27 protein-coding genes and 1 pseudogene are annotated in these 27,000 nt (G+C 67.0%); 19 read left to right on the top strand and 9 right to left on the bottom strand.

The annotated features are described in order from the left end of the window. Genes ABNX08_RS11165 through ABNX08_RS11155 form a run of 3 tightly spaced genes read left to right on the top strand, consistent with a single transcriptional unit; the run spans nucleotide 1 to nucleotide 2,165 of the window. Nucleotides 1-735 carry an ABC transporter ATP-binding protein gene (locus ABNX08_RS11165; RefSeq protein WP_022535300.1) on the top strand — a complete coding sequence of 245 codons (735 nt, stop codon included), beginning with the start codon at nucleotides 1-3 and terminating at the stop codon, nucleotides 733-735. Further along, nucleotides 716-1,432 carry an ABC transporter ATP-binding protein gene (locus tag ABNX08_RS11160; RefSeq protein ID WP_022535299.1) on the top strand — a complete coding sequence of 239 codons (717 nt, stop codon included), beginning with the start codon at nucleotides 716-718 and terminating at the stop codon, nucleotides 1,430-1,432. The genes ABNX08_RS11165 and ABNX08_RS11160 overlap by 20 nt, the downstream gene beginning before the upstream one ends. Before the next feature lie 34 nt (nucleotides 1,433-1,466). Beyond that, entirely contained in the window at nucleotides 1,467-2,165 is a 699-nt protein-coding gene (locus tag ABNX08_RS11155; protein WP_022535298.1) for an SDR family NAD(P)-dependent oxidoreductase, read from the top strand. A gap of 11 nt (nucleotides 2,166-2,176) precedes the next feature. Here the strand turns inward: ABNX08_RS11155 and ABNX08_RS11150 are convergent, their stop codons facing one another. Then, nucleotides 2,177-3,073 carry a LysR family transcriptional regulator gene (locus ABNX08_RS11150; RefSeq protein WP_022535297.1) on the bottom strand — a complete coding sequence of 299 codons (897 nt, stop codon included), beginning with the start codon at nucleotides 3,071-3,073 and terminating at the stop codon, nucleotides 2,177-2,179. A gap of 189 nt (nucleotides 3,074-3,262) precedes the next feature. Here ABNX08_RS11150 and ABNX08_RS11145 point away from each other — a divergent pair, with 189 nt between their 5' ends. Beyond that, nucleotides 3,263-4,057: an SDR family NAD(P)-dependent oxidoreductase gene (locus ABNX08_RS11145; protein ID WP_022535296.1), complete on the top strand. Its 795-nt coding sequence runs from the start codon at nucleotides 3,263-3,265 to the stop codon at nucleotides 4,055-4,057. Nucleotides 4,058-4,131: 74 nt separating this feature from the next. Further along, a complete protein-coding gene (locus ABNX08_RS11140; protein ID WP_349607343.1) occupies nucleotides 4,132-5,346 on the top strand; it encodes an L-dopachrome tautomerase-related protein in 1,215 nt (404 codons plus the stop codon). 125 nt (nucleotides 5,347-5,471) lie between these two features. Here the strand turns inward: ABNX08_RS11140 and ABNX08_RS11135 are convergent, their stop codons facing one another. From ABNX08_RS11135 to ABNX08_RS11125, 3 genes and pseudogenes are all read right to left on the bottom strand, one after another. After that, on the bottom strand, nucleotides 5,472-5,873 hold the full coding sequence (locus ABNX08_RS11135; RefSeq protein ID WP_022535294.1) for a hypothetical protein: 402 nt from the start codon (nucleotides 5,871-5,873) through the stop codon (nucleotides 5,472-5,474). A gap of 101 nt (nucleotides 5,874-5,974) precedes the next feature. Continuing rightward, nucleotides 5,975-7,437 (bottom strand): annotated as a pseudogene (locus ABNX08_RS11130) (amidohydrolase family protein). Nucleotides 7,438-7,442: 5 nt separating this feature from the next. Next, entirely contained in the window at nucleotides 7,443-8,423 is a 981-nt protein-coding gene (locus ABNX08_RS11125) for a tripartite tricarboxylate transporter substrate binding protein (RefSeq protein WP_349607345.1), read from the bottom strand. Nucleotides 8,424-8,548: 125 nt separating this feature from the next. Between ABNX08_RS11125 and ABNX08_RS11120 the strand changes: the two genes are divergently transcribed. The 3 genes from ABNX08_RS11120 (at nucleotide 8,549) to ABNX08_RS11110 (ending at nucleotide 10,155) form a co-directional block, all read left to right on the top strand. Beyond that, nucleotides 8,549-8,812 (top strand): LysR family transcriptional regulator, encoded by a 264-nt coding sequence (locus ABNX08_RS11120; RefSeq protein WP_349607347.1) that lies wholly within the window; start codon nucleotides 8,549-8,551, stop codon nucleotides 8,810-8,812. Further along, nucleotides 8,709-9,545 (top strand): LysR substrate-binding domain-containing protein, encoded by an 837-nt coding sequence (locus tag ABNX08_RS11115; RefSeq protein WP_349607349.1) that lies wholly within the window; start codon nucleotides 8,709-8,711, stop codon nucleotides 9,543-9,545. Before ABNX08_RS11120 ends, ABNX08_RS11115 begins: the two co-directional genes overlap by 104 nt. Before the next feature lie 103 nt (nucleotides 9,546-9,648). Next, complete coding sequence (locus tag ABNX08_RS11110) at nucleotides 9,649-10,155, top strand: DUF1993 family protein (protein ID WP_022535291.1); 507 nt, start codon at nucleotides 9,649-9,651, stop codon at nucleotides 10,153-10,155. A gap of 61 nt (nucleotides 10,156-10,216) precedes the next feature. Here ABNX08_RS11110 and dkgB read toward each other — a convergent pair whose 3' ends face one another. Together dkgB and ABNX08_RS11100 are read right to left on the bottom strand one after the other, a co-directional pair. Next, complete coding sequence (dkgB, locus tag ABNX08_RS11105) at nucleotides 10,217-11,017, bottom strand: 2,5-didehydrogluconate reductase DkgB (RefSeq protein ID WP_349607351.1); 801 nt, start codon at nucleotides 11,015-11,017, stop codon at nucleotides 10,217-10,219. Nucleotides 11,018-11,072: 55 nt separating this feature from the next. Continuing rightward, entirely contained in the window at nucleotides 11,073-12,281 is a 1,209-nt protein-coding gene (locus ABNX08_RS11100) for an MFS transporter (protein ID WP_022535289.1), read from the bottom strand. Nucleotides 12,282-12,386: 105 nt separating this feature from the next. Between ABNX08_RS11100 and ABNX08_RS11095 the strand changes: the two genes are divergently transcribed. From ABNX08_RS11095 to ABNX08_RS11065, 7 genes are all read left to right on the top strand, one after another. Beyond that, a complete protein-coding gene (locus ABNX08_RS11095; protein WP_349607354.1) occupies nucleotides 12,387-13,313 on the top strand; it encodes a LysR family transcriptional regulator in 927 nt (308 codons plus the stop codon). A gap of 286 nt (nucleotides 13,314-13,599) precedes the next feature. Next, nucleotides 13,600-14,235 carry a 7-carboxy-7-deazaguanine synthase gene (queE, locus tag ABNX08_RS11090; RefSeq protein WP_022535287.1) on the top strand — a complete coding sequence of 212 codons (636 nt, stop codon included), beginning with the start codon at nucleotides 13,600-13,602 and terminating at the stop codon, nucleotides 14,233-14,235. 128 nt (nucleotides 14,236-14,363) lie between these two features. Continuing rightward, on the top strand, nucleotides 14,364-14,840 hold the full coding sequence (locus ABNX08_RS11085) for a 6-carboxytetrahydropterin synthase (RefSeq protein ID WP_010809539.1): 477 nt from the start codon (nucleotides 14,364-14,366) through the stop codon (nucleotides 14,838-14,840). Nucleotides 14,841-14,849: 9 nt separating this feature from the next. Continuing rightward, a complete protein-coding gene (gene tadA / locus ABNX08_RS11080; protein WP_022535286.1) occupies nucleotides 14,850-15,452 on the top strand; it encodes a tRNA adenosine(34) deaminase TadA in 603 nt (200 codons plus the stop codon). Then, nucleotides 15,449-16,408: a muramoyltetrapeptide carboxypeptidase gene (ldcA, locus tag ABNX08_RS11075; protein WP_022535285.1), complete on the top strand. Its 960-nt coding sequence runs from the start codon at nucleotides 15,449-15,451 to the stop codon at nucleotides 16,406-16,408. Before tadA ends, ldcA begins: the two co-directional genes overlap by 4 nt. Before the next feature lie 283 nt (nucleotides 16,409-16,691). Next, the gene (locus tag ABNX08_RS11070; protein ID WP_022535284.1) at nucleotides 16,692-18,314 is read left to right on the top strand and encodes an ABC-F family ATPase; all 1,623 of its coding nucleotides are present in this window, start codon (nucleotides 16,692-16,694) and stop codon (nucleotides 18,312-18,314) included. Between the two features lie 320 nt (nucleotides 18,315-18,634). Beyond that, nucleotides 18,635-19,258, top strand: a complete 624-nt coding sequence (locus ABNX08_RS11065; RefSeq protein WP_349607358.1) for a PIN domain-containing protein — start codon at nucleotides 18,635-18,637, stop codon at nucleotides 19,256-19,258. A gap of 351 nt (nucleotides 19,259-19,609) precedes the next feature. Here the strand turns inward: ABNX08_RS11065 and ABNX08_RS11060 are convergent, their stop codons facing one another. The 3 genes from ABNX08_RS11060 to ABNX08_RS11050 all read right to left on the bottom strand — a co-directional run bounded on the left by ABNX08_RS11060 (nucleotide 19,610) and on the right by ABNX08_RS11050 (nucleotide 21,218). Then, nucleotides 19,610-20,245 (bottom strand): 3'-5' exonuclease, encoded by a 636-nt coding sequence (locus tag ABNX08_RS11060; RefSeq protein WP_349607360.1) that lies wholly within the window; start codon nucleotides 20,243-20,245, stop codon nucleotides 19,610-19,612. 18 nt (nucleotides 20,246-20,263) lie between these two features. Beyond that, nucleotides 20,264-20,545 carry a hypothetical protein gene (locus ABNX08_RS11055; protein WP_349607362.1) on the bottom strand — a complete coding sequence of 94 codons (282 nt, stop codon included), beginning with the start codon at nucleotides 20,543-20,545 and terminating at the stop codon, nucleotides 20,264-20,266. 64 nt (nucleotides 20,546-20,609) lie between these two features. Then, complete coding sequence (locus ABNX08_RS11050; protein ID WP_349607364.1) at nucleotides 20,610-21,218, bottom strand: hypothetical protein; 609 nt, start codon at nucleotides 21,216-21,218, stop codon at nucleotides 20,610-20,612. 204 nt (nucleotides 21,219-21,422) lie between these two features. Between ABNX08_RS11050 and ABNX08_RS11045 the strand changes: the two genes are divergently transcribed. The 4 genes from ABNX08_RS11045 to ABNX08_RS11030 all read left to right on the top strand — a co-directional run bounded on the left by ABNX08_RS11045 (nucleotide 21,423) and on the right by ABNX08_RS11030 (nucleotide 26,987). After that, a complete protein-coding gene (locus ABNX08_RS11045) occupies nucleotides 21,423-22,856 on the top strand; it encodes an aldehyde dehydrogenase family protein (protein WP_349607366.1) in 1,434 nt (477 codons plus the stop codon). A 123-nt stretch (nucleotides 22,857-22,979) separates the two neighbouring features. Continuing rightward, entirely contained in the window at nucleotides 22,980-25,442 is a 2,463-nt protein-coding gene (locus tag ABNX08_RS11040; RefSeq protein ID WP_349607368.1) for a penicillin acylase family protein, read from the top strand. A 121-nt stretch (nucleotides 25,443-25,563) separates the two neighbouring features. Next, a complete protein-coding gene (locus tag ABNX08_RS11035) occupies nucleotides 25,564-26,271 on the top strand; it encodes a glutamine amidotransferase (protein ID WP_349607370.1) in 708 nt (235 codons plus the stop codon). Continuing rightward, a complete protein-coding gene (locus tag ABNX08_RS11030; protein ID WP_349607372.1) occupies nucleotides 26,268-26,987 on the top strand; it encodes an MOSC domain-containing protein in 720 nt (239 codons plus the stop codon). The genes ABNX08_RS11035 and ABNX08_RS11030 overlap by 4 nt, the downstream gene beginning before the upstream one ends. Nucleotides 26,988-27,000: the final 13 nt, after the last annotated feature.

The following is a 27,000-nucleotide window of genomic DNA, read 5'->3' as shown; positions in this document are numbered from 1 at the left end:
ATGGAACGCATTCTCGAAGTGAAATCGATCTCGAAGCGCTTCGGCGGCCTGCAGGCCGTCAGCAAGCTGTCTTTCTCAGTGGGCAAGGGCGAAATCCTGGGGCTGCTCGGTCCCAACGGCGCCGGCAAGACCACAGCCTTCAACCTGATCGCCGGCGCGATCCAGGCCGACGAAGGCGACATCCTGTTCGGCGGCCAGCAGATCCGCGGGCGGCGTCCGAACCAGATCTGCGCCAGCGGCATCGCGCGCACCTTCCAGCTGTCCAAGCCCTTCGGCGGGCTCAGTGCGCTGGAGAACATCATGGTCGGCGGCTTCTCGCGCAGCCGCGCGCGGGCGCGCGTGCGCGACGAGGCCTATGCCTGCCTGGAGTTCCTGGGGCTGGCCGCGCGCGCCGATACCGACGCCAGCGACCTGACCGCCTTCGACAAACGCAAGCTCGAACTGGGCCGGGCGCTGGCCACGCGCCCGCGCCTGCTGCTGATGGACGAAGTGGTGGCCGGCGCCACGCCCAGCGAGGCGGGCGAGATGGTCGAACTGGTGCGCAAGATCCGCGACACCGGCGTGACGGTGCTGATCGTCGAGCACGTGATGAAGGTGATCATGGGCCTGTCGGACCGCGTGATCGTGATGGAGCAAGGGCGGCTGATCGCGGACGGCGTGCCTGCCGACGTGGTCCGCATGCCCCAGGTCCTCAACGCCTATTTCGGAGATGGCTATGCCAGCAGCAATATTTGAAGTGGAGGACCTGTGGTCCGGCTATGGCGAGCAACAGGTGCTGCGCGGCATCAACCTGTCGCTGGCGCCCGGCTCCATCACCGCGCTGATCGGCGCCAACGGCGCCGGCAAGACCACCTTCCTGCGCACCGTGTCGGGGCTGGTGCGGCGCAAGCGCGGCGCGGTGCGCATGGACGGGCGCGAGCTCGATGCCCAGGCGCCGCACCGCGTGGTGCTGGAGGGCTTTGTGCAGTCGCCGGAGGGCAAGCAGCTCTTCCTCGGCATGTCGATCCTGGAGAACCTGCTGATCGGCGCCAGCAACCGGCGCGCGCGCCAGCGGCGCGCGCAGACGCTGCGCGAAGTGTTCGCGCTGTTCCCGATCCTGGAGGAGCGCCAGCACTTGGCGGCCTCGACGCTGTCGGGCGGCCAGCAGCAGATGCTGGCGGTCGGCCGCGCACTGATGGCGCTGCCGCGCGTGCTGGCGCTGGACGAGCCGTCGCTGGGGCTGGCGCCGATCATGGTCGACCGGCTCTTCGACAGCATCCGCCAGTTGCGCGAGCGCGACATGGCCATCCTGGTGATCGAGCAGAACGTCAACCAGGTGCTGGACATGGCCGACTACGGCTACGTCATCGAGAGCGGCACCATCGCGCTGTCCGGACCGGGCAAGGAGCTGCTTGCCAACCCGCACCTGCGCGCAACCTACCTGGGCGTGTAGCGCCCCCCGTTTCTTCAACAAGGAGTGAGGCAGTATGAGTCAACGGATTGCAGTGGTAACGGGCGGCGGCACCGGTATCGGTCGGGCGATAGCCGAGGTGTTTGCAGAAGACGGCATGCGCGTCGTGTGCCTGGGCATCGATGCCGACGAGGACCTGCCGCCCGCGCTGGAATTCCGGCGCGGCGATGTCATGGCGACCGACGCCATGCGCGAAGCCCTCGCGGATCTGGAGTCGGTGTCGGTGCTCGTCAATGCGGCGGGCATCATCCTGCATGAACGCAGGGAGTTCTCGCCGGAGGGCTTTCGCAAGGTGGTCGACGTAAACCTGAACGGTTCGCAGTCGATGATCAGCGTGGTGCAGGAGCGCCTTGCCGAGGCGCGTGGCGCGGTCGTCAACGTCGCGTCGATGTGGAGCTACTTCGGCTCGCCCAACAATCCGGCCTATACCGCCAGCAAGGCCGGCGTGCTGGGGCTGACGCGGGCCTATGCGGCTGCGCTGGCGCCGCAGGGGATCCGCGTCAACGCGGTCGCGCCCGGCTGGATCCGCACGCGGCTGTCCTCGGGCGCGCTCGACAACCCCGAGCGCAGCGTGGCGATCATGGCGCGCATCCCGATGCAGCGCTGGGGCACGCCGCGCGACGTGGCGCGCGTGGTGCGCTTCCTGTGCGCCGAGGATGCGGCCTATGTGACCGGCGTGATCCTGCCGGTCGACGGCGGCTTTGGCATCGCCTGATCCGGGCGCACTTACCCTGCCGTGAGCAGCTCGATCATCGCCCGCGCCGCCGCCGACTGGCGCCGGTGCGGCGCGTAGATGACCGAGAAGGGGCGCGAGCGGCCGCGCAGCTGCGGAAGCAGCTCGACCAGGCGCCTGCGTTCGATCCGGTCGCGCACGATGAAGTCATAGCTCTGGCAGATGCCCACGCCTTGCTCGGCCAGCGACACCACGCCGAGCACATCGTCGGACACCGCGATGGCGGATGTTGTCAGCCAGTCGATGTCGTGGTCGCCGTCGCGGAACACCCACGGCGCGATGCGGCCGGTGCGCGGCAGCACGAAGGGCAGGCAGACATGGTGGCGCAGGTCGTCCAGCGTCTGCGGCGTGCCTTCGCGCTGCAGGTAGTCGGGTGCCGCGACCAGGCACAGCGCCGCGTCTTCCAGCCTGCGCGCCACCAGGCCGCTGTCGGGCAGGTGGCCGAGGCGGATGGCGAGGTCAAAGCCCTCGGCGACCAGGTCGACATTGCGGTTGGTGATGTTCAGCTCGACCTGCACGCGCGGGTACAGCCGGGCAAAGCGCGCCAGCAGTGGCGGCAGCCGGTAGTGGCCATAGGTGGTGGGAACGCTCATGCGCACCCGTCCCGACAGCTCGCCTTCCTGTCCCTGGATGTCGCGCTCGGCCTCGTCGAGCAGCGTAAAGGCTGCGCGCGCCTGCTCAAGGTACAGCCGCCCCGGATCGGTCAGGCCGATGCGGCGCGTGGTCCGGCGCAGCAGCTGGCTGCCGAGTCGCGCCTCCAGCCGGGCAATGGCGCGGCTGAGCACCGAGGGCGTGGTCGACAGCGCCACGGCCCCGGCCGTGAACGAGCCATGCTCGATCACCGCGAGAAAGGCTTCCACGTCACCGAGGTGATCGAAGCGGCGTGCCATTCTGTCCTCCGAAGAACAAATGAATTCCTGGTGCGCCAGTTTATCGCCAGTGATGCGGGTAATAAAGTACGGAACGTGGGCAGGGCAACGGCACCAACGCTGCCATCCGAGCCCTGAATCCCTTCCATTCATGCCAGCCGTGCGCGCGCCGTTGCGCAGGCGCAAGGCGGCCACATCCCGAGGAACTCAATGGACCTGCAACTTCAAGGCAAGACCGCCATCGTCACCGGCGCCACGGCCGGTATCGGCCTGGCCATCGCCCGCACGCTCGCGCGTGAAGGCGTCGCGGTCACCATCACCGGCCGCCATCGCGACAAGCTTGATGCCGCGGTGGCGGACATTGCCGCCGCCGCGTCCGAGGCCAGCGTGACCGCAATCGTCGCGGACCTTGGCGACGCAAGCGGTGTGGCCGCGCTGGCGGGCGCGCAGCCGCACACCGACATCCTGGTCAACAACCTGGGCTACTACGAAGCCAAACCCTTCGCCGAGATCACCGACGAAGACTGGTTGCGCATGTTCGACGTCAACGTGATGTCCGGGGTGCGCCTGTCGCGCCATTACTTCCCGCGCATGCTGGAGAAGAACTGGGGCCGGGTGATCTTCATTTCCAGCGAGGTCGGCGCTTTCACGCCGCCGGACATGGTGCACTACGGCGTCACCAAGTCGGCGCAACTTGCGGTGTCGCGCGGCATGGCTGAGCTGACCAAGGGGACCGGCGTCACCGTCAACAGCGTGCTGCCGGCCGCGACCCGCTCCGACGGCATCGTCGAATACCTGCGCCAGACCGCGCCGCGCGCGGGCATGAGCGCTGCCGAAATCGAAGCGAACTTCTTCGCAACCTATCGTCCCAGCTCGCTGATCGCACGCATGATCGAGGCCGACGAGATCGCCGCCATGGTGGCGCTGCTGGCGAGCCCGCTCGGGGCCGCTTCCAACGGCGCCGCGGTGCGCGTCGAAGGCGGCAGCTTCCGCTCGATCCTCTGATGCAGCGCAGGCCGCGGCCGCGCGGCCTGACCCGCCTGCGACGCTCTATCCAGATATCCTTTTCTGAAACCGCCATGTTCCTTCGTATTTCCAGGCTGGCAGCCCTGATGCTGGCCTCGTTCTCCGTCTTCCCTGACTTTGCCGGTGCCGCCGGACAGGCACCGCTCGAACGCTGGCGCAGCTATGCGGGCGTCAGCTGGGAGGCGTCCCGGCCGGTCGCAACCCCACCGCCATTTGCCGGCTCGGCCAGCGCGCCGATTGCCGGCATCCATTTCGACGCACAGGGCCGGGCCTTCGTCAGCACGCCGCGGCTGGTCTCGGCCGGCGCGCCGGCTACGCTGAGCCTCCTCGATACGGGCCCACAGAGCGGGCCAGCCCGGCTGTCTGCCTTCCCCTCGGTGGAAGGCAACGCCGTTGCCGGTGCGCCGGACAGCCATCTGCGCAACGTGCTCGGCTTCCACATCGACCGCCGCAACGGCTGGCTGTGGGCGCTGGACATGGGCTTTGTCGCGGGCGAGGCCGGAGCGCCGGCAGGCGGGCAGAAGCTGATGGTGTACGACCTGCGCACCGGCCGCACGGTCCGGCGCATCGCACTGGATGGCGTGGCCGATCGCAACGGCAGCTTCCTCAACGATATCGTCGTCGACGAGCGCCGCAAGATTGCCTACATCTCCGACAGCGGCCTGCGCAGCGCGCCGGACAACAAGGCCGGCCTGATCGTGGTGGATCTTGCCTCCGGCAAGGCGCGGCGCGTGCTGGACCGGCACTCCAGCCTGCTGCCCGAGCCCGGTGCCAAGGTAGTCTCGCATGGCGTCGAGGTCTGGCCGGGCAAGCCACTGCAACTGGGCATCAATGGCATCGCGCTGTCGCCGGACGCCGGCACGCTGTACTGGGCCGTGACCACGGGCACTCACGCCTACACCATTCCCACGCGGGTGCTGCGCGATGCCGGCGCAAGCCACGCGACGGTCGCGGCGGCTGTGCGCGACATCGGCGACGTGGGCGGAAATACCGACGGGATCGTTACTGACGCAAGGGGCAACCTCTACATCACGGATGTCACGCGCAATGGCATCGCCAAGTACGACCCGCGCAGCCGGCAGATGTCGCTGGCCGCCGCCGACGAGGGCGTGCTCTGGCCGGATACGCCAGCGATCCATCCCGACGGCTTCCTGGTGTTTACGGCCAGCAACCTGAACCAGCACTTTGCCGGCGCGGTCAAGGCGGGGGAGGAGCGCTACGAGCTCTGGCGCATGCCGTTGCGAAACAAGCAAGTCAAGGTCGACTGAATGCGGACGCAAGCGATGCCGCATCCGTAGCATTGACGGCTAGGCCGCCTGCTGCCCGCCTGGGCGGGTCAAAATTGTCGTAAGAAGAACACTCCAGGTGATCTGAGGGGCTCTCAGATCTGCTCTCAGATCCCGCCCAGCAGGTCATGCGCATCCACGAGCGCATAGGCGATCTCGGGATGCTGTTCCATGCTGCGGCGGATCGCGGCGGGGATCGATTGGCGGATCTTGCGGCACAGCCCGGGCTGTTCCTGCACCTGGATATTGATGCCGCGCACCGTCCGCACACCGCGTGCGCTGGGGGTGATGGTCAGTACGATGCCCAGTTGCGCCTGCATCAGGCCCTCCATCCGGCGCAGCTCGGCCAGGCTGGTCAGGCTCTCCAGCCGCTCGACCAGCCGCTTTTCCTCGGGCCGCGTGAGCCGCAGCACGCGCAGGTCGGCGTTCGGATCACTCAGCAGCGCTTCGCGCCCGCAGATGCAGGCGCCGGGCGGGCATTCCGTGCGAAGGGGGAACGGCGCGTTCATGTGGGGCGCGGCCGGGAGGCCGCCTGATGTCCGGGGCGATGGCCGGATATCTTAAATCAGGTCACCGGCTTCCGGCGCGCCCGCCGCAACACTCGTCGCCGCTAGGCCTCCGCAAGCAGCACGCGGCCCGGCCGCGCCTTGCCGGTCCGCGTGCCATCCCACGCCTGCTCACCGTTGACCCAGACGCCTTCGATGCCGCAGCTCGCCTGCACCGGATGCGAAAAGGTGGCGAGGTCGCTGATGGTGTCCGGATCGAATAAGACCAGGTCGGCATGGAAGCCTTCGCGCAGCAGCCCGTGTTCGCGCAGGCGGTACTGTTGCGCGGGCAACCCGGTCATCTTGTGGATCGCCGCGGGCAGCGTCAGCAGCTTCTCCTCGCGCACCAGCGCGCGCAGCACGCGCGGGAAGGTGCCCCACTGGCGCGGATGCGGATGGCGGTCGAAGGGCAGGCCGTCGGAGCCGACCATCGCCAGCGGTGTGTGTAGATGCGGCGGATATCGCCCTCGTCCATCAGGAAGTAGATCGCCCCCGCGGGTGACAGCCGGGCGATGGTGGCGTCGTCATCCAGGCCAAGTTCGGCCATGACCTCGGCAAAATCGCGCCCGGTGGCATCCGGGTATCCCTCCGACCACGTGACCAGCGTGCGGCTGGCCAGCCGTACGCGATCCAGGCGCAGCATGGTCGAGGTGGCGGGATACGGATGGCAGTCGAGGCACACCGGCTGCATGGCCGCGGCGTGGTCGATCAGCGCTAGCGTTTCGCGTGTGCGGCCGTGGTTGCGCTGGCCCGCGACCTTGTGGTGCGAGAACACCACGCGCGCATCCAGTGCGCGCCCGATCGCCAGCGCCTCGTGCATGGCCGGCACGATGTGGTCGGCTTCATCGCGCAGATGGGTGGCGTAGATGGCGCCGCAGCCCAGCAGCGGCTGGCCGATGTCGATGATCTCTTGCGTGGGCGCGGCGGCTGCGGGCGGATAGAACGTACCGGTGGACAGGCCGAACGCGCCCGCGTCCATCGCCTCGCCGACCATCGCGCGCATGCGCGCGCGCTCGCCGTCGTTGGCGGGGCGGCTGACGTCAGGCATCACCGCCACGCGCAGCGTGGTATGGCCGACCAGGGGCACCACGTTGACCGCGGCGGGCGCATCGCGCAACGCCTGCAGCCACGCTCCGAACGACGTGAAGGGGAACAGCATCTGCGAGCCCAGCAGGTCGAGCGGCTGCGGGAGCGCGGTGCCCACCAGCGGCGCCACGCTGATGCCGCAGTTGCCGGTGACCACGGTGGTGACACCCTGCGAGACGCGCGGCTTCATCTCCGGATGTACCAGCAGGTAGCCGTCGTCGTGGGTGTGCGAGTCGATAAACCCCGGCGCCAGCACGCGGCCGGCAGCGCAGCGGGTCGGCGTGCCGGGCGCGACGGGGAAATCGCCGAGCGCGGCGATGCGCCCGCCGCCGATGGCCAGGTGGCCGCGCACCGGCGGTGCACCGGTGCCGTCCACCAGCAGCGCATCGGTCAGCACCAGCTCGGCATCGATGGGAGCGGACCTGGCGGGTTGCATGCGCATGCCGCTCAGTCCAGCTTGTCGATATGGGCCGTGGCGATCAGCTCGCGCCATTTCGCGGTTTCGGCATCGATCAGGTGCCGGAACTGCGCGGGCGTGCCGCCGGCCGGCTCGGCGCCGAGCGCCGCCAGGCCCTTGCGCACGTCCGGCGCCTGCAGCGCGCCTTGCAGTGCTGCGTTGATCTTGTCGACCACCGCCGCCGGCGTGCCGCGTGGCGCCACCACGCCACCCCATGCCACCGTCTCATAGCCCTTGAGCCCGGATTCGTCTAAGGTCGGTACCTCTGGCAACAACGCCAGGCGCTTCAGGCTGCTGACCGCGAGCGCGCGCACCTTGCCGCCGCGGATCAGCGGCATCGCTTCGGAGGTATTGCTGAACATGAGGTCGAGCCGCCCGCCCATCAGGTCCTGCAACGCGGCGGGGCCGCCGTTGTAAGGAATGAAGGCGATATCGGCCTTGACCATCGACTTGAACTGCTCGCCGCCCATATGGCCGGTCGTGCCGACGCCCGAGGCGCCATACGACAGCCGCCCCGGCTGCGCATGCGCGCGGGCGACCAGGTCCTGCACGCTGTGCAGCGGCGAGTTGACCGGCACGATCAGCACGTTGTACAGGCTGAACAGGTGGATCACCGGCACCAGGTCGCGGTCGACGTCGTAGGGCAACTTGCGGAACAGCGAGCGGTTGACCGCCAGCGTGTTGATATTGCCGAAGCCGATGGTGGTGCCGTCCGGCGCGCCGCGGCGGATCGCCGCGATGCCGAGGTTGCCGGCGGCGCCGGGCCGGTTGTCGATCACCATGGTGACGCCGCTCTCGCGCGAGGCCTGGTTGACCACCAGGCGCGACAACACGTCGGGCGAGCCGCCGGCCGCGGACGGCACGACGAAGGTCACCGGCTTGTCGGTCCAGGGCTGCGACGGTGCGGCTGCACAGGGCGTGGCGATGGCGATGACGGATGTGGCAAACCCGATGGCTAACGTGCGAAGCATGCTGACTCCTCAAGTGCGTGAGATGCGAGCCAGACTAGCATCGGGCCCTCGCAATCCCGTCATCGAATCCTGTGCTGAGGCCATAATCGAGCGTTATCGATGTGGAGATTCTTCGGAGGCTTGGCATGAGACAGCAGGGGCGATCCGGCGCACGCGCGCGCGAAGGCGAACCAGAGGCAGAAAGTGACGCCGCGCGCTGCGGCAGGCCGCTGAACCTGCGCCAGATCGAGGTGTTCCAGGCCATCATGCAGGCCGGCTCGGTCAGTGGTGCGGGGAGGATGCTGCATGTGTCGCAGCCCGCGGTCAGCCAGCGTGCTGGCGCTGACCGAAAGCCGGCTCGGCTATCCGTTGTTCGAGCGGGCGCGCGGCAAGTTGCTGCCGACGCCTGAGGCGCGTCGCCTTCACGCTGAAGTCGAACAGGTCTATGGCGGCGTGCGCCGGGTCAATGCCCTTGCCACCGCGCTGCGCCGCGAGGGCGCCGGCACCTTGCGCGTGGTGGCCAGCGCGGCGTTCGCGCAACAGCTTGTCCCGCGCGCGCTGGCGCATCTGCGCGCCGGTGGCGTGCCCACGCGCATCGACTACCGCAGTGTCACCTTCGATGAACTGGTCGGCTGTTTCCTGAGCGGCAGGGCCGATGTCGGCGTGTCGATGGTGCCGGCCGGACATGCCTCGGTGGCGTCGACGCGGCTGGGCCGCCAGCCTCTCGTGTGCATCCTGCCGCAGGACCATCCGCTTGCCGGGCGCGCGGTGCTGACGCCGGAAGATTTCGCCGGCACGGCATGGATCGGGTATCCGCAAGGCACGCCGCTGGGACGGGCCGTGGCCAGATTTTTCGGAGAGCGGGCCGTGCATTGCGCGCCCGCCATTGAAGTACATTCCTCGGTCACCGCCTGCGCGTTCGTGCAGCAAGGGTTGGGTCCGGCGCTGGTGGATGCGTGGAGCGTGACGCCCGCGATGCGCCCGGCCCTGGCAGTACGCACGGTGTCGCCGGAAGTGGGGCTGGAGATCTGGGCGACCCATTCCAGCCTGGTCCCGTTGCCGCTGGCAGGGCGTCGTTTCCTCACATCGGTCGGGGAGGTGCTGCGAGATGCAGCGCCACATGACGCATGCGCCCAGGGGTAATCCGGCAGCAATTTCCGATCCGGTCTATGCTCGCGGCAGCGGTACGGCCCGACGGCCGCGACAACAACGAAAAACCCAGCCAAGACCTGCACAGGAGACCCCCATGGCACTCTCGATGTACGACGTTTCGATCCCCGTGTTTATCCGTGCGCTCGGCAACCTCGCCGCGATCCTGGACAAGGGCGCCGCCCACGCCCAGGCGCAGGGCATGGACCCGGCCGACCTGATCCAGACCCGGCTGATCGCCGACATGGATGCGCTGCCGGCACAGGTGCAGCGCGCCAGCGACGCCGCCAAGGGCTGCGCCGCGCGCCTGGCGGGCATCGAGGTGCCGTCGTTCGCCGATACGGAAACCACCTTTACCGAACTGCAGGACCGCATTGCCCGCACCATCGTATTCCTGGAGCAGATCACGCCTGAGCAGTTGGAAGGCAGCGAGCAGCGCGCGATCGAGCTGAAGCTGCGCCAGGGGCCGATAACGTTCGACGGCAAGTCCTACCTGCTGGGCTTTGCGTTGCCCAACTTCTATTTCCACGTGACCACCGCCTACGACATCCTGCGCCACAAGGGTGTGCAGATCGGCAAGCGCGACTTCCTGGGGCTCAAGTAAGAAAAAGCCGGGCGCAAGGCCCGGCTCGTTGCATCGTGGGACGGCGTTCAGTCCCCTGCGTTCAGTCCCACTCCGGCGCAAAGTCCGGGTTGGCCAACCGCTCGCCGCGGTCCAGCCCGGCAATGGCTGCCATCTCTTCGTCAGACAGGCGCAGCGACGCCGCCGCCAGGTTGCCTTCCAGGTTGGCGCGCTTCGTCGACGACGGGATCACCGCATAGCCCTGCTGCAGCAGCCAGGCCAGCGCCACCTGCGCGGGCGACGCATCGTGGGCCTGCGCAATTCGCTGCAGCACCGGGTCCTGCATCACCTTGCCATAGGCCAGCGGCATGTAGGCGGTGATGTGGATGCCCTGCGAACGCGTGAAGTCGGCCAGCTTGCGGTTCTGCAGGAACGGGTGCATCTCGACCTGCTGCGTGGCGATCTGGTCGGCGCCGACCGCGTCGATGGCCTGTTGCAGATGCGCGATGGTGAAGTTCGACACGCCGATCGCGCGCGTCAGGCCCGCGGCACGCGCTTCGGCCAGCGCCTCCATGTATTCCTGCACCGGGATCGCATCGCCGGGCGAGGGCCAGTGGATCAGCGTCAGGTCGACCTGGTCCAGGCGCAGCTTTTCCAGGCTGGTCTCCAGGCTGGCGCGCAGCTTGTCGCGGGCGAGCGCTTCGGTCCAGATCTTGGTGGTGACAAAGAGTTCCTTGCGCGGCACGCCGCTGGCGGCGATGGCCTGGCCGACGTCGGCCTCGTTGTCATAGATCTGGGCGGTGTCGATATGGTGGTAGCCCAGTTCCAGGCCGGTGCGCACGGAATCAATGACCTGCTGGCCCTTGAGTCGGAAAGTGCCGAGGCCGATGGCGGGAATCTGCATGGTGTTCTCCTTAGCTTGCAGGGTGTGTTCGGGAAGTTTCAGTACAGGGTGAGGCTCAGTGCGTCATGGCGCCGGCCGGCATGCCGCCACTGCGGGCATCGAAGCCCGCGGCGCGGTCCAGGCGGCCGCTCAGTTCGGTGAGGGCCAGCGCCACCAGGACCACCAGCGCGCCGATCCACGGCGTCTGCATCAGGCCCAGGTGGGTCACGATCAATCCGCCGGCCCAGGCAGCGCCGGCAATGCCCAGGTTGAAGGCCGCGATATTCAGCCCCGAGGCCACGTCCACGGCGTCAGGCGTAAAGCGCTCGGCCTGCTTGACCACGTAGACCTGCAGGCCCGGCACGTTGCCGAAGGCCACGGCGCCCCAGGCCAGCACGGTCGCCACCACCAGCCAGCGGTGCGGCGCGGTGAAGGTCAGCACGAACAGCACCACGGCCAGCAGCAGGAATACCAGCTTCAGCGCCGGGATCGGGCCGTGGCGGTCGGCCAGGCGGCCACCCCAGATATTGCCCGCGGCGACCGAAACACCATATACCAGCATCACCAGGCCGACCGCGCCGGCGTCAAAGCCGGACACGTCCTGCAGGATCGGGGCGAGGAAAGTGAACGGGATAAACGAGCCACCGTAGCCGATCGCGGTCTTAGCGTAGACCAGCAGCAGGCGCGGCTCGGCCAGCACGCGGGCCTGCTGCAGCAGCGAGGCCGGCGGCGTATGGGCAATCGAGCGCGGCACGAACAGCAGGCTGCCGACAAAGGCGACCATGCCCAGCGCCGACACGGCCAGGAAGGTCTCGCGCCAGCCGAAGTGCTGGCCGATAAACGTGCCCAACGGCACGCCGGTCACCAGCGCCACGGTCAGGCCGGTGAACATGATGGCGATGGCGCTCGCCGCCTTCTCGCGCGGCACCAGGCCGGTGGCGATGGTCGAGCCGATCGAGAAGAACACGCCATGCGCCAGGCCGGTCAGCACGCGCGCCAGCACCAGCGATTCATAGCCGGGCGCCTTCCACGCCAGCAGGTTGCCGAGCGTGAACAGCGCCATCAGCGACAGCAACAGCAGCTTGCGCGGCAGGCGGCCGGTCAGGGCAGTCAGCACGGGTGCGCCGATGGCCACGCCGAGCGCGTACAGGCTGACCAGCAGCCCCGCCGAGGGCAGCGAGACATTCAGGTCGGCGGCAATGGTGGGAATCAGGCCAACGATCACGAACTCGGTCGTGCCGATGGCAAAGGCGCTGATGGTCAGCGCGAACAAGGCAATGGGCATGGGGCGCCTCCGCTTTGGGGAATGAGGGAATGAGCGGAGTGTGCCTCGGATGCTTTTGCAGAAAAACCGGGTGATCTGCAGAAGATATTTGACTAGAATTCAAGAATGAAGCTGACGCTCGAAGAACTCGCCGCCTTCGTTGCCGTGGTCGATACCGGTTCGATCACGGCCGCCGCCGAGCAGCTCGGCCAGACCGTGTCCGGCATCAGCCGGGCGCTGAGTCGGCTCGAAGACAAGCTGGAAACCACGCTGTTGCGCCGGACCACGCGCCGGCTGGAACTGACGGAAGAGGGCGCCGCGATGCTGGCGCACGCGCGCGGCATCCTGGCCGCCGCCGACCTGGCCGAGGAGCAGATGGCGCTGCGCCGCCAGCGCCCGGCGGGCAAGCTGCGCGTCAACGCGGCTTCGCCCTTTATGCTGCACGCGGTGGTGCCGCTGGTTGGCGAATTCCGGCGGCTTTATCCCGACATCGAGCTGGAACTGAACACCAACGACCAGATCATCGACCTGATCGAGCACCGCACCGACGTTGCCATCCGCATCGGCGCGCTGCGCGATTCCACGCTGCACGCGCGTGCACTTGGCACCTCGCGCCTGCGGGTGCTGGCCAGCCCGGCCTACCTGAAGGCGCGCGGCCGGCCGCGCAGCGTGGCCGACCTGGCGGGGCACTCGCTGCTGGGCTTCACACAGCCGGAAGGGCTCAACCGCTGGCCCTTGCGGACCGAAGAAGGCTCGGAATTGCCGATCCGGCCGCATCTGGCCGCCTCCAGCGGCGAGACCCTGCGCCACCTCGCGCTGGCCGGCCAGGGGCTGGTGTGCCTGGCGGATTTCATGACCGAGGCCGACCGGCGCGCCGGCGACCTGGTGCAGGTGCTGGTGGAGCAGACCGTGGAGGTGCGGCAATCGATCCACGCGGTGTACTACCTCAACACGCAGTTGTCGGCGCGGATCGGCTGCTTCTTGGATTTCCTGGCCGCCAACCTGGCTGGGGAGGCGGGCCGCGCGCCGGTGTCGGCTAAGCGAAAACCCTGACCCCTCTGGTATACTTACGTTACGTCCGGACCGGCCGGACGCAGCCTGCGACAGGCCACAGGCGGTTCCTCCGGCAGTGCCCGGAGCCTGCACGGGAAACCCGGCGCACACCGCCCCGCGCTGCCAGCGATGCGGCACCGCCCAGGCGGTCCGCTCCAGGAGCCCAAGCTCAGATTCTTGATTTCTGGCACCCGGCCTTGCCTAACACTTACTGACCCCCCGGCCAGCCCGAAGGCTGCCGATTGCTCGTTTACGGTCCAGAACGGTCCGAGAGAGACCCCCACGCATGACTTACGCCGTCAAGGAAATCTTCTATACGCTGCAGGGCGAAGGCGCCAACGCCGGCCGCGCCGCGGTGTTCTGCCGCTTTGCCGGCTGCAACCTGTGGAGCGGCCGCGAAGAAGATCGCGCCAGCGCGGTGTGCCAGTTCTGCGATACGGATTTCGTCGGCACCGATGGCACGCGCGGCGGCAAGTACCGCAGTGCGGAGGAACTGGCCGCGGTGGTCGCCTCGGAATGGCCGCAGGGCATGGGTGGCAAGCCGCTGGTGGTGTGCACGGGCGGCGAGCCGCTGCTGCAGCTCGATGCGCCGCTGATCGACGCGCTGCACGCGCAGGGCTTCGAGATCGCCATCGAGACCAACGGCACCATGGTCGTGCCGCCCGGCATCGACTGGGTCTGCGTGAGCCCGAAGATGGGCTCGGAGCTGGTGGTCAGGCGTGGCGACGAGCTCAAGGTCGTGATCCCGCAGGCCGGCCAGGACTTTGCCGCATATGAGCAGCTTGATTTCCGCCATTTCCTGGTACAGCCCATGGACGGCCCGCTGCAGAGGGAAAATACCGCCGCCGCGGTGGACTTCTGCCAGCGCCATCCGCGCTGGCGGCTGTCGCTGCAGACGCACAAGCTGCTGGGCATCCGCTGAGCCCCGCATAGCGCGGGGCATATCCACTGGCAGGGTCGCCCCAGGGCGGCAAAACGTACACAATACAGGCTTCGGACGCACGCGCGGCGTCCGCACCAACGCAGGCGGCCAGTACGGCGCCGCTATCCATGAGCAAACAAGTTTCCATCACTCGCCGGCTGGAATTCGATTCCGGCCACCGCATCCCGAACCACTGCGGCCAGTGCCGCAACATCCACGGCCACCGCTATCGGCTGGACCTGACGCTGTCGGGCGAAGTCCTGCATCGCGAGGGCGCGTCGGATGACGGCATGATCCTGGACTTCGGCGACATCAAGGCGCTCGCCAACGAGCACCTGGTCAACAAGTGGGACCACGCCTTCCTGATCTATCGCGGCGACACCGCGCTGCTGAACTTCCTGCAATCGATGGAAGGGCACAAGACCGTGGTGCTGGACGCGATCCCGACGGTCGAGAACCTGGCCCAGGTCGCCTTCGACATCCTGGCGCCGGTGTTCAAGGACTGCTTCGGCCACCACCTGCAGCTCACCAGGCTGGTGCTGTTCGAGACCCCCAACTGCTGGGCCGAGGTGAGCGCGCCGGCGGTGCTGCCGGCACAGGACTGAGCGGGGACGATGCCAGAGACGCCGCCGCTGCCCATGCGCGCGCTGCCCGCGTTGCCCGACGATCCCGCCGAGGCGGCCGCGCGCGACGCGCACTACATGCGCGCCGCCCTGGAAGAAGCCCGCCTGGCCGAAGCCGCCGGTGAAGTACCGGTGGGCGCGGTGGTGGTCTGGAACGACACCATCATCGCGCGCGGCCACAACCTGCCGATCCGCTCGGTCGACCCGTCCGCGCATGCCGAGATGCAGGCGCTGCGCGCCGCCGCGCAGGTGATCGGCAACTACCGCATGCCCGAATGCGAGCTGTACGTGACGCTGGAACCGTGCGCGATGTGCAGCGGCGCGATCCTGCACGCGCGGCTGCGCCACGTAGTCTTTGGTGCCACCGATCCCAAGACCGGCGCCGCCGGCAGCGTGGTCAACCTGTTCGAGCAGGCGCAGCTCAACCACCAGACCACCATCACCGGCGGCGTGCTGGCCGAACCCTGCGGGCAGATGCTGAAGGATTTCTTCGGCGCCCGGCGCCGCGCCCAGAAGGCGGCACGCAATGCCGGAACTGAAGCGGGCTGCGCCTGCCCAACCCATCCCGACCAGAACAACGCCACCGACGCATGAGTACGCCGAACAACAGGCCGCCGCATACCGAAGTCCGACTGATCGCCTCGTCCGGGTATCCGCACGACGTTGCCATCGCCGCGCGCGGCGTTGCCTGGCTCAAGCAGCATGGCTACCACACCACCAACCCGGATGTGCTGGCCCGGCGCTACCTGCGCTTCGGCGGCACCGACGCGGAGCGGCTGGCCGACCTGCACGCCATCGGCACCGGCGTGCCGCATGAGCTGACGCTGGCGGTGCGCGGCGGCTACGGCATCGCGCGGCTGCTGGCGCAAGTGGACTTTGCACGCATCGCCGAACAGGCGCGCGCCAGCGCCACGCCCATCGTCGGCCACAGCGACTTCACTGCATTCCAGTTGGCTTACCTGGCAGCGACCGGCGGCGTCACCTTTTCCGGCCCCATGCTGCTGGCGGACTTTGGCGCGGACAGTGTCGATCCGTATATGTGGGAGCATTTCGAGGGCATCCTGCGCGATCCGGCCTACCAGGTCGACGTAGCGGCGCCCCAGTCCGGCGGCCAGGCCTTCAGCGGCGAGGTGGCCGGCACGCTGTGGGGCGGCAACCTGGCCATGCTGTGCAGTCTGCTGGGCACGCCGTTCATGCCGCGGGTCGAGGGTGGGGTGCTGTTCCTGGAAGACATCAACGAGCCGCCTTACCGGGTTGAACGCATGCTGGTCCAGCTGCAGCAGGCTGGCGTGCTGGGCACGCAGCGCGCCATCGTGCTGGGCGATTTTTCCAACTACCGCGTTACTGACTACGACAACGGCTATGACATGGACGCCGTGGTGGCGTACCTGCGCGAGCAGCTGCCGGTGCCGGTGCTAACCGGGCTGCCTTTCGGGCACTGCGCGCGCAAGCTGACGCTGCCGGTTGGTGCCCAGGTGCGGGTGGCCGCACGTGCAGACGGGTTCTCGATGGCGTTTTCCGGCTATCCGGTGCTGCCGTCGCTGGCCTGAGCGCCGGCGCGCGCAGGCCAGCCCTCCAGGCTGCCATCGGGGTGCAAGGATTGCATCAGGATGGTAGAATGCCCGGTTATTTCCTGACTTCCTGCCGGGTTCTCTCAAGAACCGGGCGCGGCCGGTGCCGCATCGCCAGCCATGGCCGCGGAATGCTCCGGCCGGCGCGATGCCTCCGTGGCAAGGCCGGCCCCTGAACGGCATGGGGTGCACCCCCGGTGCAAAAAACCTGCGCGACGTGGCCAGTGCCGCGGCGCCACATTCTCCAGACAAGGTTCCAGACGTGCTTTCTACCGCAAACATCACCATGCAGTTCGGCCCCAAGCCGTTGTTCGAGAATATCTCGGTCAAGTTCGGCGAGGGCAACCGCTACGGCCTGATCGGCGCGAACGGCTGCGGCAAGTCCACCTTCATGAAGATCCTCGGCAGCGACCTCGAGCCGTCGTCGGGCAACGTCATGCTGGAGCCGGGAATCCGCCTGGGCAAGCTGCGCCAGGACCAGTTTGCCTATGAAGACATGCGCGTGCTGGACGTGGTGATGATGGGCCACACCGAGATGTGGGCCGCGGCGCAGGAGCGCGACGCCATCTACGCCAACCCGGAAGCGACCGACGAAGACTACATGAAGGCCGCCGACCTGGAGGCCAAGTACGCCGAGTACGACGGCTACACCGCCGAGTCGCGCGCCGGCGAGCTGCTGCTGGGCGTGGGCATCCCCACCAGCCAGCACCAGGGCACGATGAGCGACGTCGCCCCGGGCTGGAAGCTGCGCGTGCTGCTGGCGCAGGCACTGTTCTCGAACCCGGACGTGCTGCTGCTGGACGAACCGACCAACAACCTGGACATCAACACGATCCGCTGGCTGGAAACGGTGCTCAACGAGCGCAATTCCACCATGATCATCATTTCCCACGATCGCCACTTCCTGAACTCGGTCTGCACCCACATGGCCGACATGGATTACGGCACGCTCAAGGTCTACCCGGGCAACTACGACGACTACATGGAAGCGTCGATGCAGGCCCGCGAGCGCCAGGTGGCCGCCAACGCGCGCGCCAAGGAGCGCATCAGCGAGCTGCAGGACTTCGTGCGCCGCTTCTCGGCCAACAAGTCCAAGGCGCGCCAGGCCACCTCGCGCGCGAAGCAGATCGAGAAGATCAAGGTCGAGGACATCAAGCCGTCGTCGCGCCAGAACCCGTTTATCCGCTTCGAGTTCGAGAAGAAGCTGCACAACCTCGCGGTCGAGGTGGAAAACATCACCAAGACCTACGACCGCAAGATCATCAACGGCCTGTCGCTGGCGATCCAGGCCGGCGAGCGCGTGGCGATCATTGGCGAGAACGGCGCGGGCAAGACCACGCTGCTGCGCAGCCTGCTCAACGGCGCGGTGCAGACCGGGGTGCAGCGCGGCGTGGAAGTCGACCGCGGCACGGTCAAGTGGGCCGAGAACGCCAACGTCGGTTACATGCCGCAGGACACCTATGAGGAATTCACCGACAACAGCGTCCTGATGGACTGGATGAGCCAGTGGACGCAGGCCGGCGACGACGAGACCTCGCTGCGCGGCACGCTGGGCCGGCTGCTGTTCTCGGCCGACGACATCAAGAAGTCGGTCAAGGTGCTGTCCGGTGGCGAGAAGGGCCGCATGATCTGGGGCAAGCTGATGCTGGGCCGCCACAACGTGCTGGCCATGGACGAGCCGACCAACCACATGGACATGGAGTCGATCGAATCGCTGCAGATCGCGCTGGACAAGTTCCCGGGCACGCTGATCTTCGTCTCGCACGACCGTGAGTTCGTCACCGGGCTGGCTACGCGCGTGATCGAAATCCGTACCGACGGTACGTTGACCGACTACCTGGGTACGTATGACGAGTACCTGCAGTCGCAGGGTATCGACGGCTGAACGCCCGATTCCGCCGATTGCTCAGAAAACAATTAGGGCTGCCTTCGGGTGGCCTTTTTTGTTCCTTGGTGCATTTCGCAGCGAAGGGCGAACGGGAGTTGTCCCATTCCTGATGTGCCCTGATTGTACCCAAGTGGAGGACGCTTGGGACAGTCGCCAGCACAGGTCTGTCGGGAACTTTGGGCCAGAACACCTGCCTCGCACCATTGACCATGCCCCGGTCCACCGCCTTCCACTGGGGCGCTCTGGTAATCCTCGGCACCTTCATAGCGGCATCGGCTAGAATCGTCCGAACAAGGAAAAGAACAAGCAGGGGTCACATGACGCAGCCGCTGTTGCTGGTGGATTTCGAGAATGTCCAGACAATCGACGTTCAACTCATCCCGCCGGACTACCGGATCGCCATCTTCTGCGGCGCAAATCAGAAGAGCGCTTCGCTTGATCTGACGACCCGGTTGCAGGATCTGGGGTCACGGGTCCAGTGGCATCGGGTCTCGGGCTCGGGTAAGAACGCTCTGGACTTCCACATTGCATTCCATATTGGCCGGGTCCTTGAGCGTCGGGAAGCCAGCGAGTTCGTAATCCTGGCCAAGGACACGGGCTATGACCCGCTGGTCAAGCACATCGGCTCACTCGGCGTGCCCTGCAAACGGGTTGCTGCTGTCGGGGAGATCCACGGGACTCCTGCCACTCCAACCGGGCAGTCCCAGCGACCAGTACCAAAAGCGTCGCCTCCCTCCAGCGCCGAGCTTGATCGTGTGAAGGCGAATCTCTCTAAGCTGCAGAAGAGCAAGCGGCCCCGAAAGAGGGACACGCTAACAAAGCATGTCAGTACCCTGTTCGGCAACAAGCTGCCGAAGGCCGAGTTGACGTTGCTGATTAACGATATGTTCCGCCGCAAGCTCGTCTCCGAGGCCGGTAATGCCATCACTTATTACTTCTAGGCAAGGACATTACTGCCTCATGACAGAGAGAAAATACAGCAGTCTCGGCTTCGAACTGCGTGCCGGGTCCGTGGATCCATCGCTTCCGCTGCTGTTTCAGATCGGAGTGGCAGACGGTGTCAACTCAGAGATGCAGATCATCTACGTTCGGGATGAGCCGGGACGGTGCCATTGGCCCATTTGGTAACTATGACGACAACCTGAGGCGGATGCGGGTCGGTCGTCCTGCTCGGAACGGAAAGGGGTTCCGTCAGATTCACAAGGACCTCGGCATCGCCCTTCGTGAAGGCAAGTCAATCGTGATCGAACTGGTTCGGAACGTAGATATGGGCGCCGAACCACTCGCTGCTGCTAAGAAGGCTTTGCAGCGGGCACACGGGTTAAAGCTAGCGAGCGCAGGAGCGCCGGAACTCTAGCGCTGCTTGTGGTCTGTACTCGGGCGATGAGGTTGTAATCGACCCGACTCAGACCGTAAGTCTGAGCGATATCATATTGCAGCCGGTGCCACAGGTGACTGGTCATCTCAGCGTCGGCCATGGCCCGGTGTGCTCGCCCGGACTTGGGCAATCGCAGCATATCCACCAGTGTCGACAACCTGTGATTGTGGGCGTGCGGGTAGATACGCCTTGAGGCGAGCATCGTACATGCAAAAGACTGATTGGCTGTAATGCCCAGGATCGCAAGCTCAGCTTCCCAAAACCTTCGGTCGAAGCCGGCGTTGTGAGCCACCACTGGATGACCACCAACGAACTGGGCCGCCTCACGCATCACCCTAGATGCGGCGGGTGCCGATGCAATCATCTCGTTAGTGATCCCGGTCAAGTTCACGACGTGAGAGGGGATGCGTCTTCCAGCGTTCATCAAGCTTTGATAGCGGTCGACGATTTGCCCGTCACGCAAGAGAATGACAGCAATTTCCGTGGCTCGGTCACCTTGACTCGGCGACAGTCCGGTCGTCTCAAAATCCAGAACCGCAACGGTTTGCATGCTGCTTCCTCTTGTTTGTCACAGCCCAAGCTCTGCCGTCGGATGCAACTCAGGCACATATCCGGCTCGCAGCACCGCTACTGTCGAGCGTGGCGTGAGAACGGTCACTTGCAGTCCCTTCGGTCTGGCTTGCGCATCCTGGTACCTGTCAAAGGACCAGCGCAGCAGCTGATCACCCCACACCAGGAACCACTCATTGGCGAGCTCGATGCATGTGCCATTCGGCAAGTCATCAATGGCGGTGTAGCTCACCTTGCTCCCACTGGCTGAGATCCGCTCGGCATGGAGGGTCTTGTCCATAGCCACACATTCGACCCTTCGCCTCCGGGCGGCTTTTTGCTTTGGGTGCGCTTGCGAGGGCCGCTCAGCCGGCGGCAATGACTTCTGCGATCAGGTCGAGCTGGCCGGTGATCGCGTGCGCGGTGATCTCGCCCTTGGCCTTGAGCAGCGCAGCGTGCAGCGGCTCGCGCAGTGCCAGCAGCGCGGGCAGGTCCGTCGCCTTCTCGACCTTCACTTGCAGCATGTAGCCGCGCAGGCCGAGATGCTGGCCGATGACATCGGTATAGAAGTGATAGATACGCTGGAAGGCCTCGATTTCCGAGGCCGAGTGTGCTGGGGCGGATTGCTGCGCATCGGCACTTCCGGTAGCTTCGTCCGCCGGCGCGTGCCGCATGGCATACACGGAGAAGAGGTTGGTGTCGGCCGTGGACGCTGCAGTGCGGACCGGCGCATGCATCGCCGCCGGCGCAACGTGTGCCGGCTCCGGCACTGCCTCGACCAGGCCCTGTAGCAGCAGTTCGTCCATCGCATCGGGCCCGACGCCCATGCCCGCCACCTGCGCCAGCAACGCCTGCCCGCGCCGTTCCCCGTTGACCATCAGCAGCAGTGCGCGCAGCTTGTGGTCCAGCTTGCGCGCGCGCGTTTTGATCTCGTCCTGCCCCGCCTCCGTCTTGCGGTAGATCGGATCGACCATGTCTCGCTCCCCTGTTTTGCCGGCCGTCCGTGCGAGCATCCCGTCAGAGGGTGCGGCCGATTATCGCCACCTTATGCAGAGCGGGTTTGCGCCGGTTCCGGCGGGGGCAAAAAACATAGCCCCGATTCCGCTCTACAATGTGCGTGCACCATAAAAGTAACAAAAAATTGCAATCGCCAATTCAACAAACCGAGAACTGTGGCCATGCAACAACGAGACAAATTCTTTATTAACGGCAAGTGGGTCACGCCCCACGGCAACGGCAAGATCGACGTCATCCACTCCGCCACCGAGGCGGTGATGGGCACCATCCCGGAAGGCTCGCCGCGCGACGCCGAGGACGCCATCCAAGCCGCCCGTGCCGCCTTTGACAGCTGGTCGGCCACGCCGCCGGCGGTGCGCGCCGGCTATATCGCCAAGATCGCCGAAGGGCTGAAGGACCGCAGCGAAGAGCTTGCCCAAATCATTGCCGGCGAAGTCGGCATGCCGATCAAGCTGGCGCGCGCGATCCAGGTGGGCGGCCCGGTCTATAACTGGGGCCAGGCCGCCAAGCTGCTGGACGGTTTCCGCTTCGAGGAGGAAGTCGGCAACTCGCTGGTGGTGCGCGAGCCGGTGGGTGTGGTGGCGGCCATTACGCCGTGGAATTTCCCGCTCAACCAGATCACGCTGAAAGTGGCCCCGGCGCTGGCCGCGGGCTGCACCGTGGTGCTCAAGCCCTCTGAAGTGGCGCCGCTCAATGCCTTCGTGCTGGCCGAGGTGATCGAAGCTGCCGGCCTGCCGCCGGGCGTGTTCAACCTGGTGGCCGGCTACGGGCCGGTGGTGGGAGAGGTGCTGGCCAGCCATCCGGAAGTCGATATGGTGTCGTTCACCGGTTCCACCCGCGCCGGCAAGCGCGTGTCCGAGCTGGCCGCGCAGACGGTCAAGCGCGTGGCGCTGGAACTGGGCGGCAAGTCGGCCTCGGTGATCCTGGACGATGCCGACCTGCCGTCGGCGGTCAAGGGCACCATCAATGCCTGCTTCCTGAACTCCGGCCAGACCTGCTCGGCACATACCCGCATGCTGGTGCCGCGCGCCCGCTATGAAGAAGTGAAGGCGATCGCGCAGAAGGTGGTCGCAGGCTTTACCGTGGGCGACCCGCTGCAGGAAACCAGCAAGCTGGGCCCGCTGATCTCCGCGGTGCAGAAGGACCGCGTGACCAGCTATATCCGCCGCGGCCTGGAAGAGGGTGCGGAACTGGTGGCAGGCGGCCCGGAGACCCCGGAGGGGCTGGACAAGGGTTTCTTCGTCAAGCCGACCGTGCTCGGCAACGTGGAGCCGCGTGCGACGGTGGCGCAGGAAGAGATCTTCGGGCCGGTGCTGTCGATCATCTGCTATGACAGCGAGGAAGATGCGGTGCGCATTGCCAATGACAGCATCTACGGGCTGGGCGGTGGCGTGTGGTCTGGCGACGAGGCGCGCGCCATCCGCGTGGCGCGCCGCATCCGCACCGGCCAGGTCGATATCAACGGCGGCCCGTTCAACATGCAGGCGCCGTTCGGCGGCTACAAGCAGTCGGGCAACGGGCGCGAGGCGGGCAAGTACGGGCTCGAAGAGTTCCTCGAGTACAAGTCGCTGCAGTTGAAGAAGCCGGCGGCCTGACGGCTTATGGGTTTCTGTGAAGCTTGGGAAATGCCCGGCTGGTCCGGGCATTTTTTCGCGCGGATAATCGCGCTGCTGCAGCAACGCTGACAACACAACAACAAGGATAAAAGGGGAGCAACGATGCGTTGGTTCGGTCGGCTGGCCAGGCTGTTGGCAGTGCTGCTGGTGGTGGCGGTGGCCGGTGCCGGGGGGGCGCTGGTCTGGTATCGCCATGCGGCGCAGCCGCCTGCGTCAGGAACCGAGGCCCTGCCGGGTTTGCGCGACAAGGTGACGATCGTGCGCGACAGCCACGGCGTGCCGCATATCCGCGCCGCCAGCAAGGCAGACGCCTGGTTTGCGCTGGGCTATGTGCACGCGCAGGACCGGCTGTGGCAGATGCAGATGAACAAGCGCGTGGTGGCCGGCCGGCTGGCCGAGATCCTGGGCCCGTCCGCGCTCGATAACGACAGGTTCCTGCGCACGCTGGGCGTGCGGCGCAACGCCGAGGCCATCCTCGCCCAGACCCCGCCCGAGACGCGCGCCGCGCTGCAGGCCTATGCCGACGGCGTGAACGCCTGGATCGATCACCGAAAGGGCCCGCTGCCGCCCGAGTTCCTGCTGCTGCGCGCGCAGCCCGAGCATTGGGAGCCGGTCGATACGCTGGGCTGGCAAACCATGATGGCCTGGGACCTGGGCGGCAACTGGGTCCAGGAGACGCTGCGCATGCGCCTGGCGCAGGTGCTGCCGGTGGCCCGCATCAGCGAACTGCTGGCGCCGTATCCGGGCGAGCAGCCGGTGCGCACCATGGACTACGGCCACCTGTACCAGCAACTGGCGCCGCTGGCGAATGCCATGGCCAGCGTCGGCGACAAGGCCCCGCCGGGTTATGTCGAAGGCATGGGCTCGAACAACTGGGTCGTGTCCGGCACCCATACGCAGTCGGGCAAGCCGATGCTGGCCAACGACCCGCACCTGGGTTTGCAGGCGCCGGCGCTGTGGTACTTCGCGCGCATGACGGCGCCGGGGCTGGACGTGGCCGGCGCCACGCTGCCCGGCATCCCGGTGGTGGTGCTCGGGCATAACGACCGCATCGCGTGGGGACTGACCAATACCGCGCCGGACGTGCAAGACCTGTTTATCGAGCGGCTGCGGCCCGGCAACGAATCCCAGTACCAGACCCCGGACGGCTGGGCCGCGTTCGAGACCCGTACCGAGACCATCCGCGTCAAGGGCGCCCCGGACGTGACGCTGAAGGTCCGCGGCACCCGCCACGGGCCGGTGGTCTCCGATGTGGCCGAGCCGCTGGCCGCGGCGGCCGGCCCGCTCGGCGCGCACTACGTGGTGGCGTTCCAGTGGACGGCGCTGCGCCCGGACGACCGCACCTTCCTGGCCGGCCTCAAGATGAACGAGGCGCGCGACTGGGCCAGCTTTACCGCCGCGTTGCGCGACTTCCACTCGCCACAGCAGAACATCGTCTATGCCGATGTCGACGGCAATATCGGCTTCTTTGCACCGGGCCGGGTGCCGCTGCGCCGCGCCGACAACGACCTCAAGGGCCTGGCTCCCGCGCCGGGCTGGGATGCGCGCTACGACTGGGCTGGCTTTATCCCGTTCGAATCGCTGCCGCAGCGCTACAACCCGCCGGAAGGCGTGATCGTGACGGCTAACCAGCGCATCGTGCCGCCGGACTATCCGTACTTCATCACCAGCGAATGGACGGTGCCGTACCGCTATGACCGGATCCACGCGCTGCTGTCGGCGACGCCCAAACACACGCTGGACAGTTTCGCTACGATCCAGAAAGACGTGGTCTCGCTGGCCGTGCGCGATGCCTTGCCGCTGCTGCTGGCCGCGCCGGTCAGCCACGACACCGCTCGGCCGGAGCGCGAGCGCGCGCTGCTGGACGCGCTGCGCAAGTGGGACGGCACCATGGACGCCGATCGCGCCGAGCCACTGGTGGTCACGGCGTGGCTGCGCGAGCTGTCGCGGCGGCTGTTCGAGGAAAAGGTAGGCGAGCCGATCTTTGTCCGCCTGTGGGACCAGCGCAACGTGCAGCAGCCGATGCTGAACATCCTGCGCGATCCGGGCAAGCTGGGCGCGTTCTGGTGCGACCGCCCGCATACGCGCCCGACGGAAAGCTGCCACGACGCCATTGCCGATGCCTGGACCCAGGCCATGGCGGACCTGTCGCGCCGCTATGGCGACGATCCCAGTCGCTGGCACTGGGGCGAAGCGCATACGGCCCGCTCCGAGCACAAGGCGTTCGGCAAGGTCGCGTACCTGTCGACGCTGTTCAACCTGCGCGTGCCGACCGGCGGTGACACGTATACGGTCAATGTCGGCCGCCACAACCTGCGCGACGACAAGGCGCCGTTCGAGAATACCCATGCCGCCAGCGTACGTGCGCTCTATGACCTGGCTGACTTGCAGGGATCGCGCTTCATGGATTCCACCGGGCAGTCGGGCAATGCGCTGCTGCCGCGTTACCGGGACTGGACCGGCAAGTGGGCGGCGGTGGAGTACGTGACCATCCCGCCCGTGGCGGCAACGCAAGGGGAGGGCAAGGCGGACACGCTGGTACTGGAGCCGGCCGCGGCGAAATGACGCACCGTGGGGCATGCGATGCCGGGATCCCTCGGAAATAGGCGATATCCTGCCATGGACATCATGGGGCGTGGCTATTGACGCTACCATGAGGGCCCCTCTCGACTGGCAGGAGCCCCTGATGGCCACGCGTACCACCCATGTGATCCAGCACCTTGCTTTCGAGCATGCCGGCGTCATCGGCAATGCGTTGCGCGCGCGCGGCCATACGCTGCGGGTGTTCCAGGCCGGCGTCGACGACCTGCAGCCGATCGCAGACGATCCGGCCGACCTGCTGCTGATCCTCGGCGGCCCGATTGGCGTCTACGAGACCGATGCCTATCCGTGGCTGGAGGCCGAGATCGACCTGATCCGCCAGCGCCTGGCTGCCGGCGGCAAGATGATCGGGGTTTGCCTGGGCGCGCAGCTGATCGCGCGTGCCGCCGGCTCGCGGGTCTACCCGGGCACGCGCGAGATCGGCTGGGCGCCGATAATGCCCACGCCAGCCGGCGAGGACTCGGCGCTGGCCGAACTGGCCGCCGCCAACTGGCAAGTGCTGCACTGGCATGGCGATACCTTCGACCTGCCGCCCGGCGCGCAACTGCTGGCCTCCACGGCCGCGGTGCAGCACCAGGCCTATGCGATCGGCAACCAGGTGCTGGCGCTGCAATTCCATCCGGAGGTAATCCCGCGCGATATCGAGGCCTGGCTGATCGGCCATACCGTCGAGCTGGGCAAGGCCGGGATCGACCCCCGTACCATCCGCGCGCGCACTGCGCAAGTCGGCGCCACCGTGGCCGCGGCAGGCGAGCGCATGTTCGCGCGCTGGCTGCAGGACGCCGGGCTATGAGCCTGCCCGCCGCACCTGTGCAAGCCGTCATCGACGCGGTGCTGGTCGGGCAGGTACGCCCGTTAGGACCCAAGGCTGTGCCCAGCGGCATCGACAAGCACGCCACAGCCGCCCCCGTGCGCGTGGGCACGCTGGGGCTGGCCGGCGACGAGCAGGGCGATCCGCGCCATCACGGCGGGCCCGAGAAGGCGATCCACCACTATGCCTTCGACCATTACCCGGCGTGGCGCGAGCAACTGGGCGCACAGGGCGCAACGGGGATCGGCGTACTCGACGCGGCCGGCGCCTTCGGCGAGAACCTCAGCACGCAAGGGCTGACCGAGGCCGAGGTTTGCATCGGTGATCGCTTCCGCCTGGGCACCGCACTGGTCGAGGTCTCGCAGGCACGCCAGCCTTGCTTCAAGCTCAACCATCGCTTCGGCTACCCGGGCATGTCGCGCGCGGTGCAGCAGAGCCTGCGCACGGGCTGGTACTACCGCGTGCTCGAAGAGGGTGAAGTCGCGGCGGGCGATACGCTTGCACTGGTGGCGCGCCCGCATCCGCAATGGCCACTGCTGCGGCTGCTGCAGATGCTGTATGTCGACCGGCTGGACTACACAGCGCTTGCGCAGATGGCGGACCTCACCGTGCTGGCGGAAAGCTGGCGCAAGCTGGCCCGGCAGCGCCTGGAACGGCGCGAAGTCGAAGACATGGAAAAGCGGCTCGCGGGCGGCTGACCGCCGCCAGGCG

The sequence above is a fragment of the Cupriavidus sp. DF5525 genome, from assembly GCF_040149425.2.
Classification (GTDB): Bacteria; Pseudomonadota; Gammaproteobacteria; order Burkholderiales; family Burkholderiaceae; genus Cupriavidus; species Cupriavidus pickettii_A.
The sequence above is the reverse complement of the archived record's forward strand: the minus strand, read 5'-3'. Positions and strand labels throughout refer to the sequence as shown.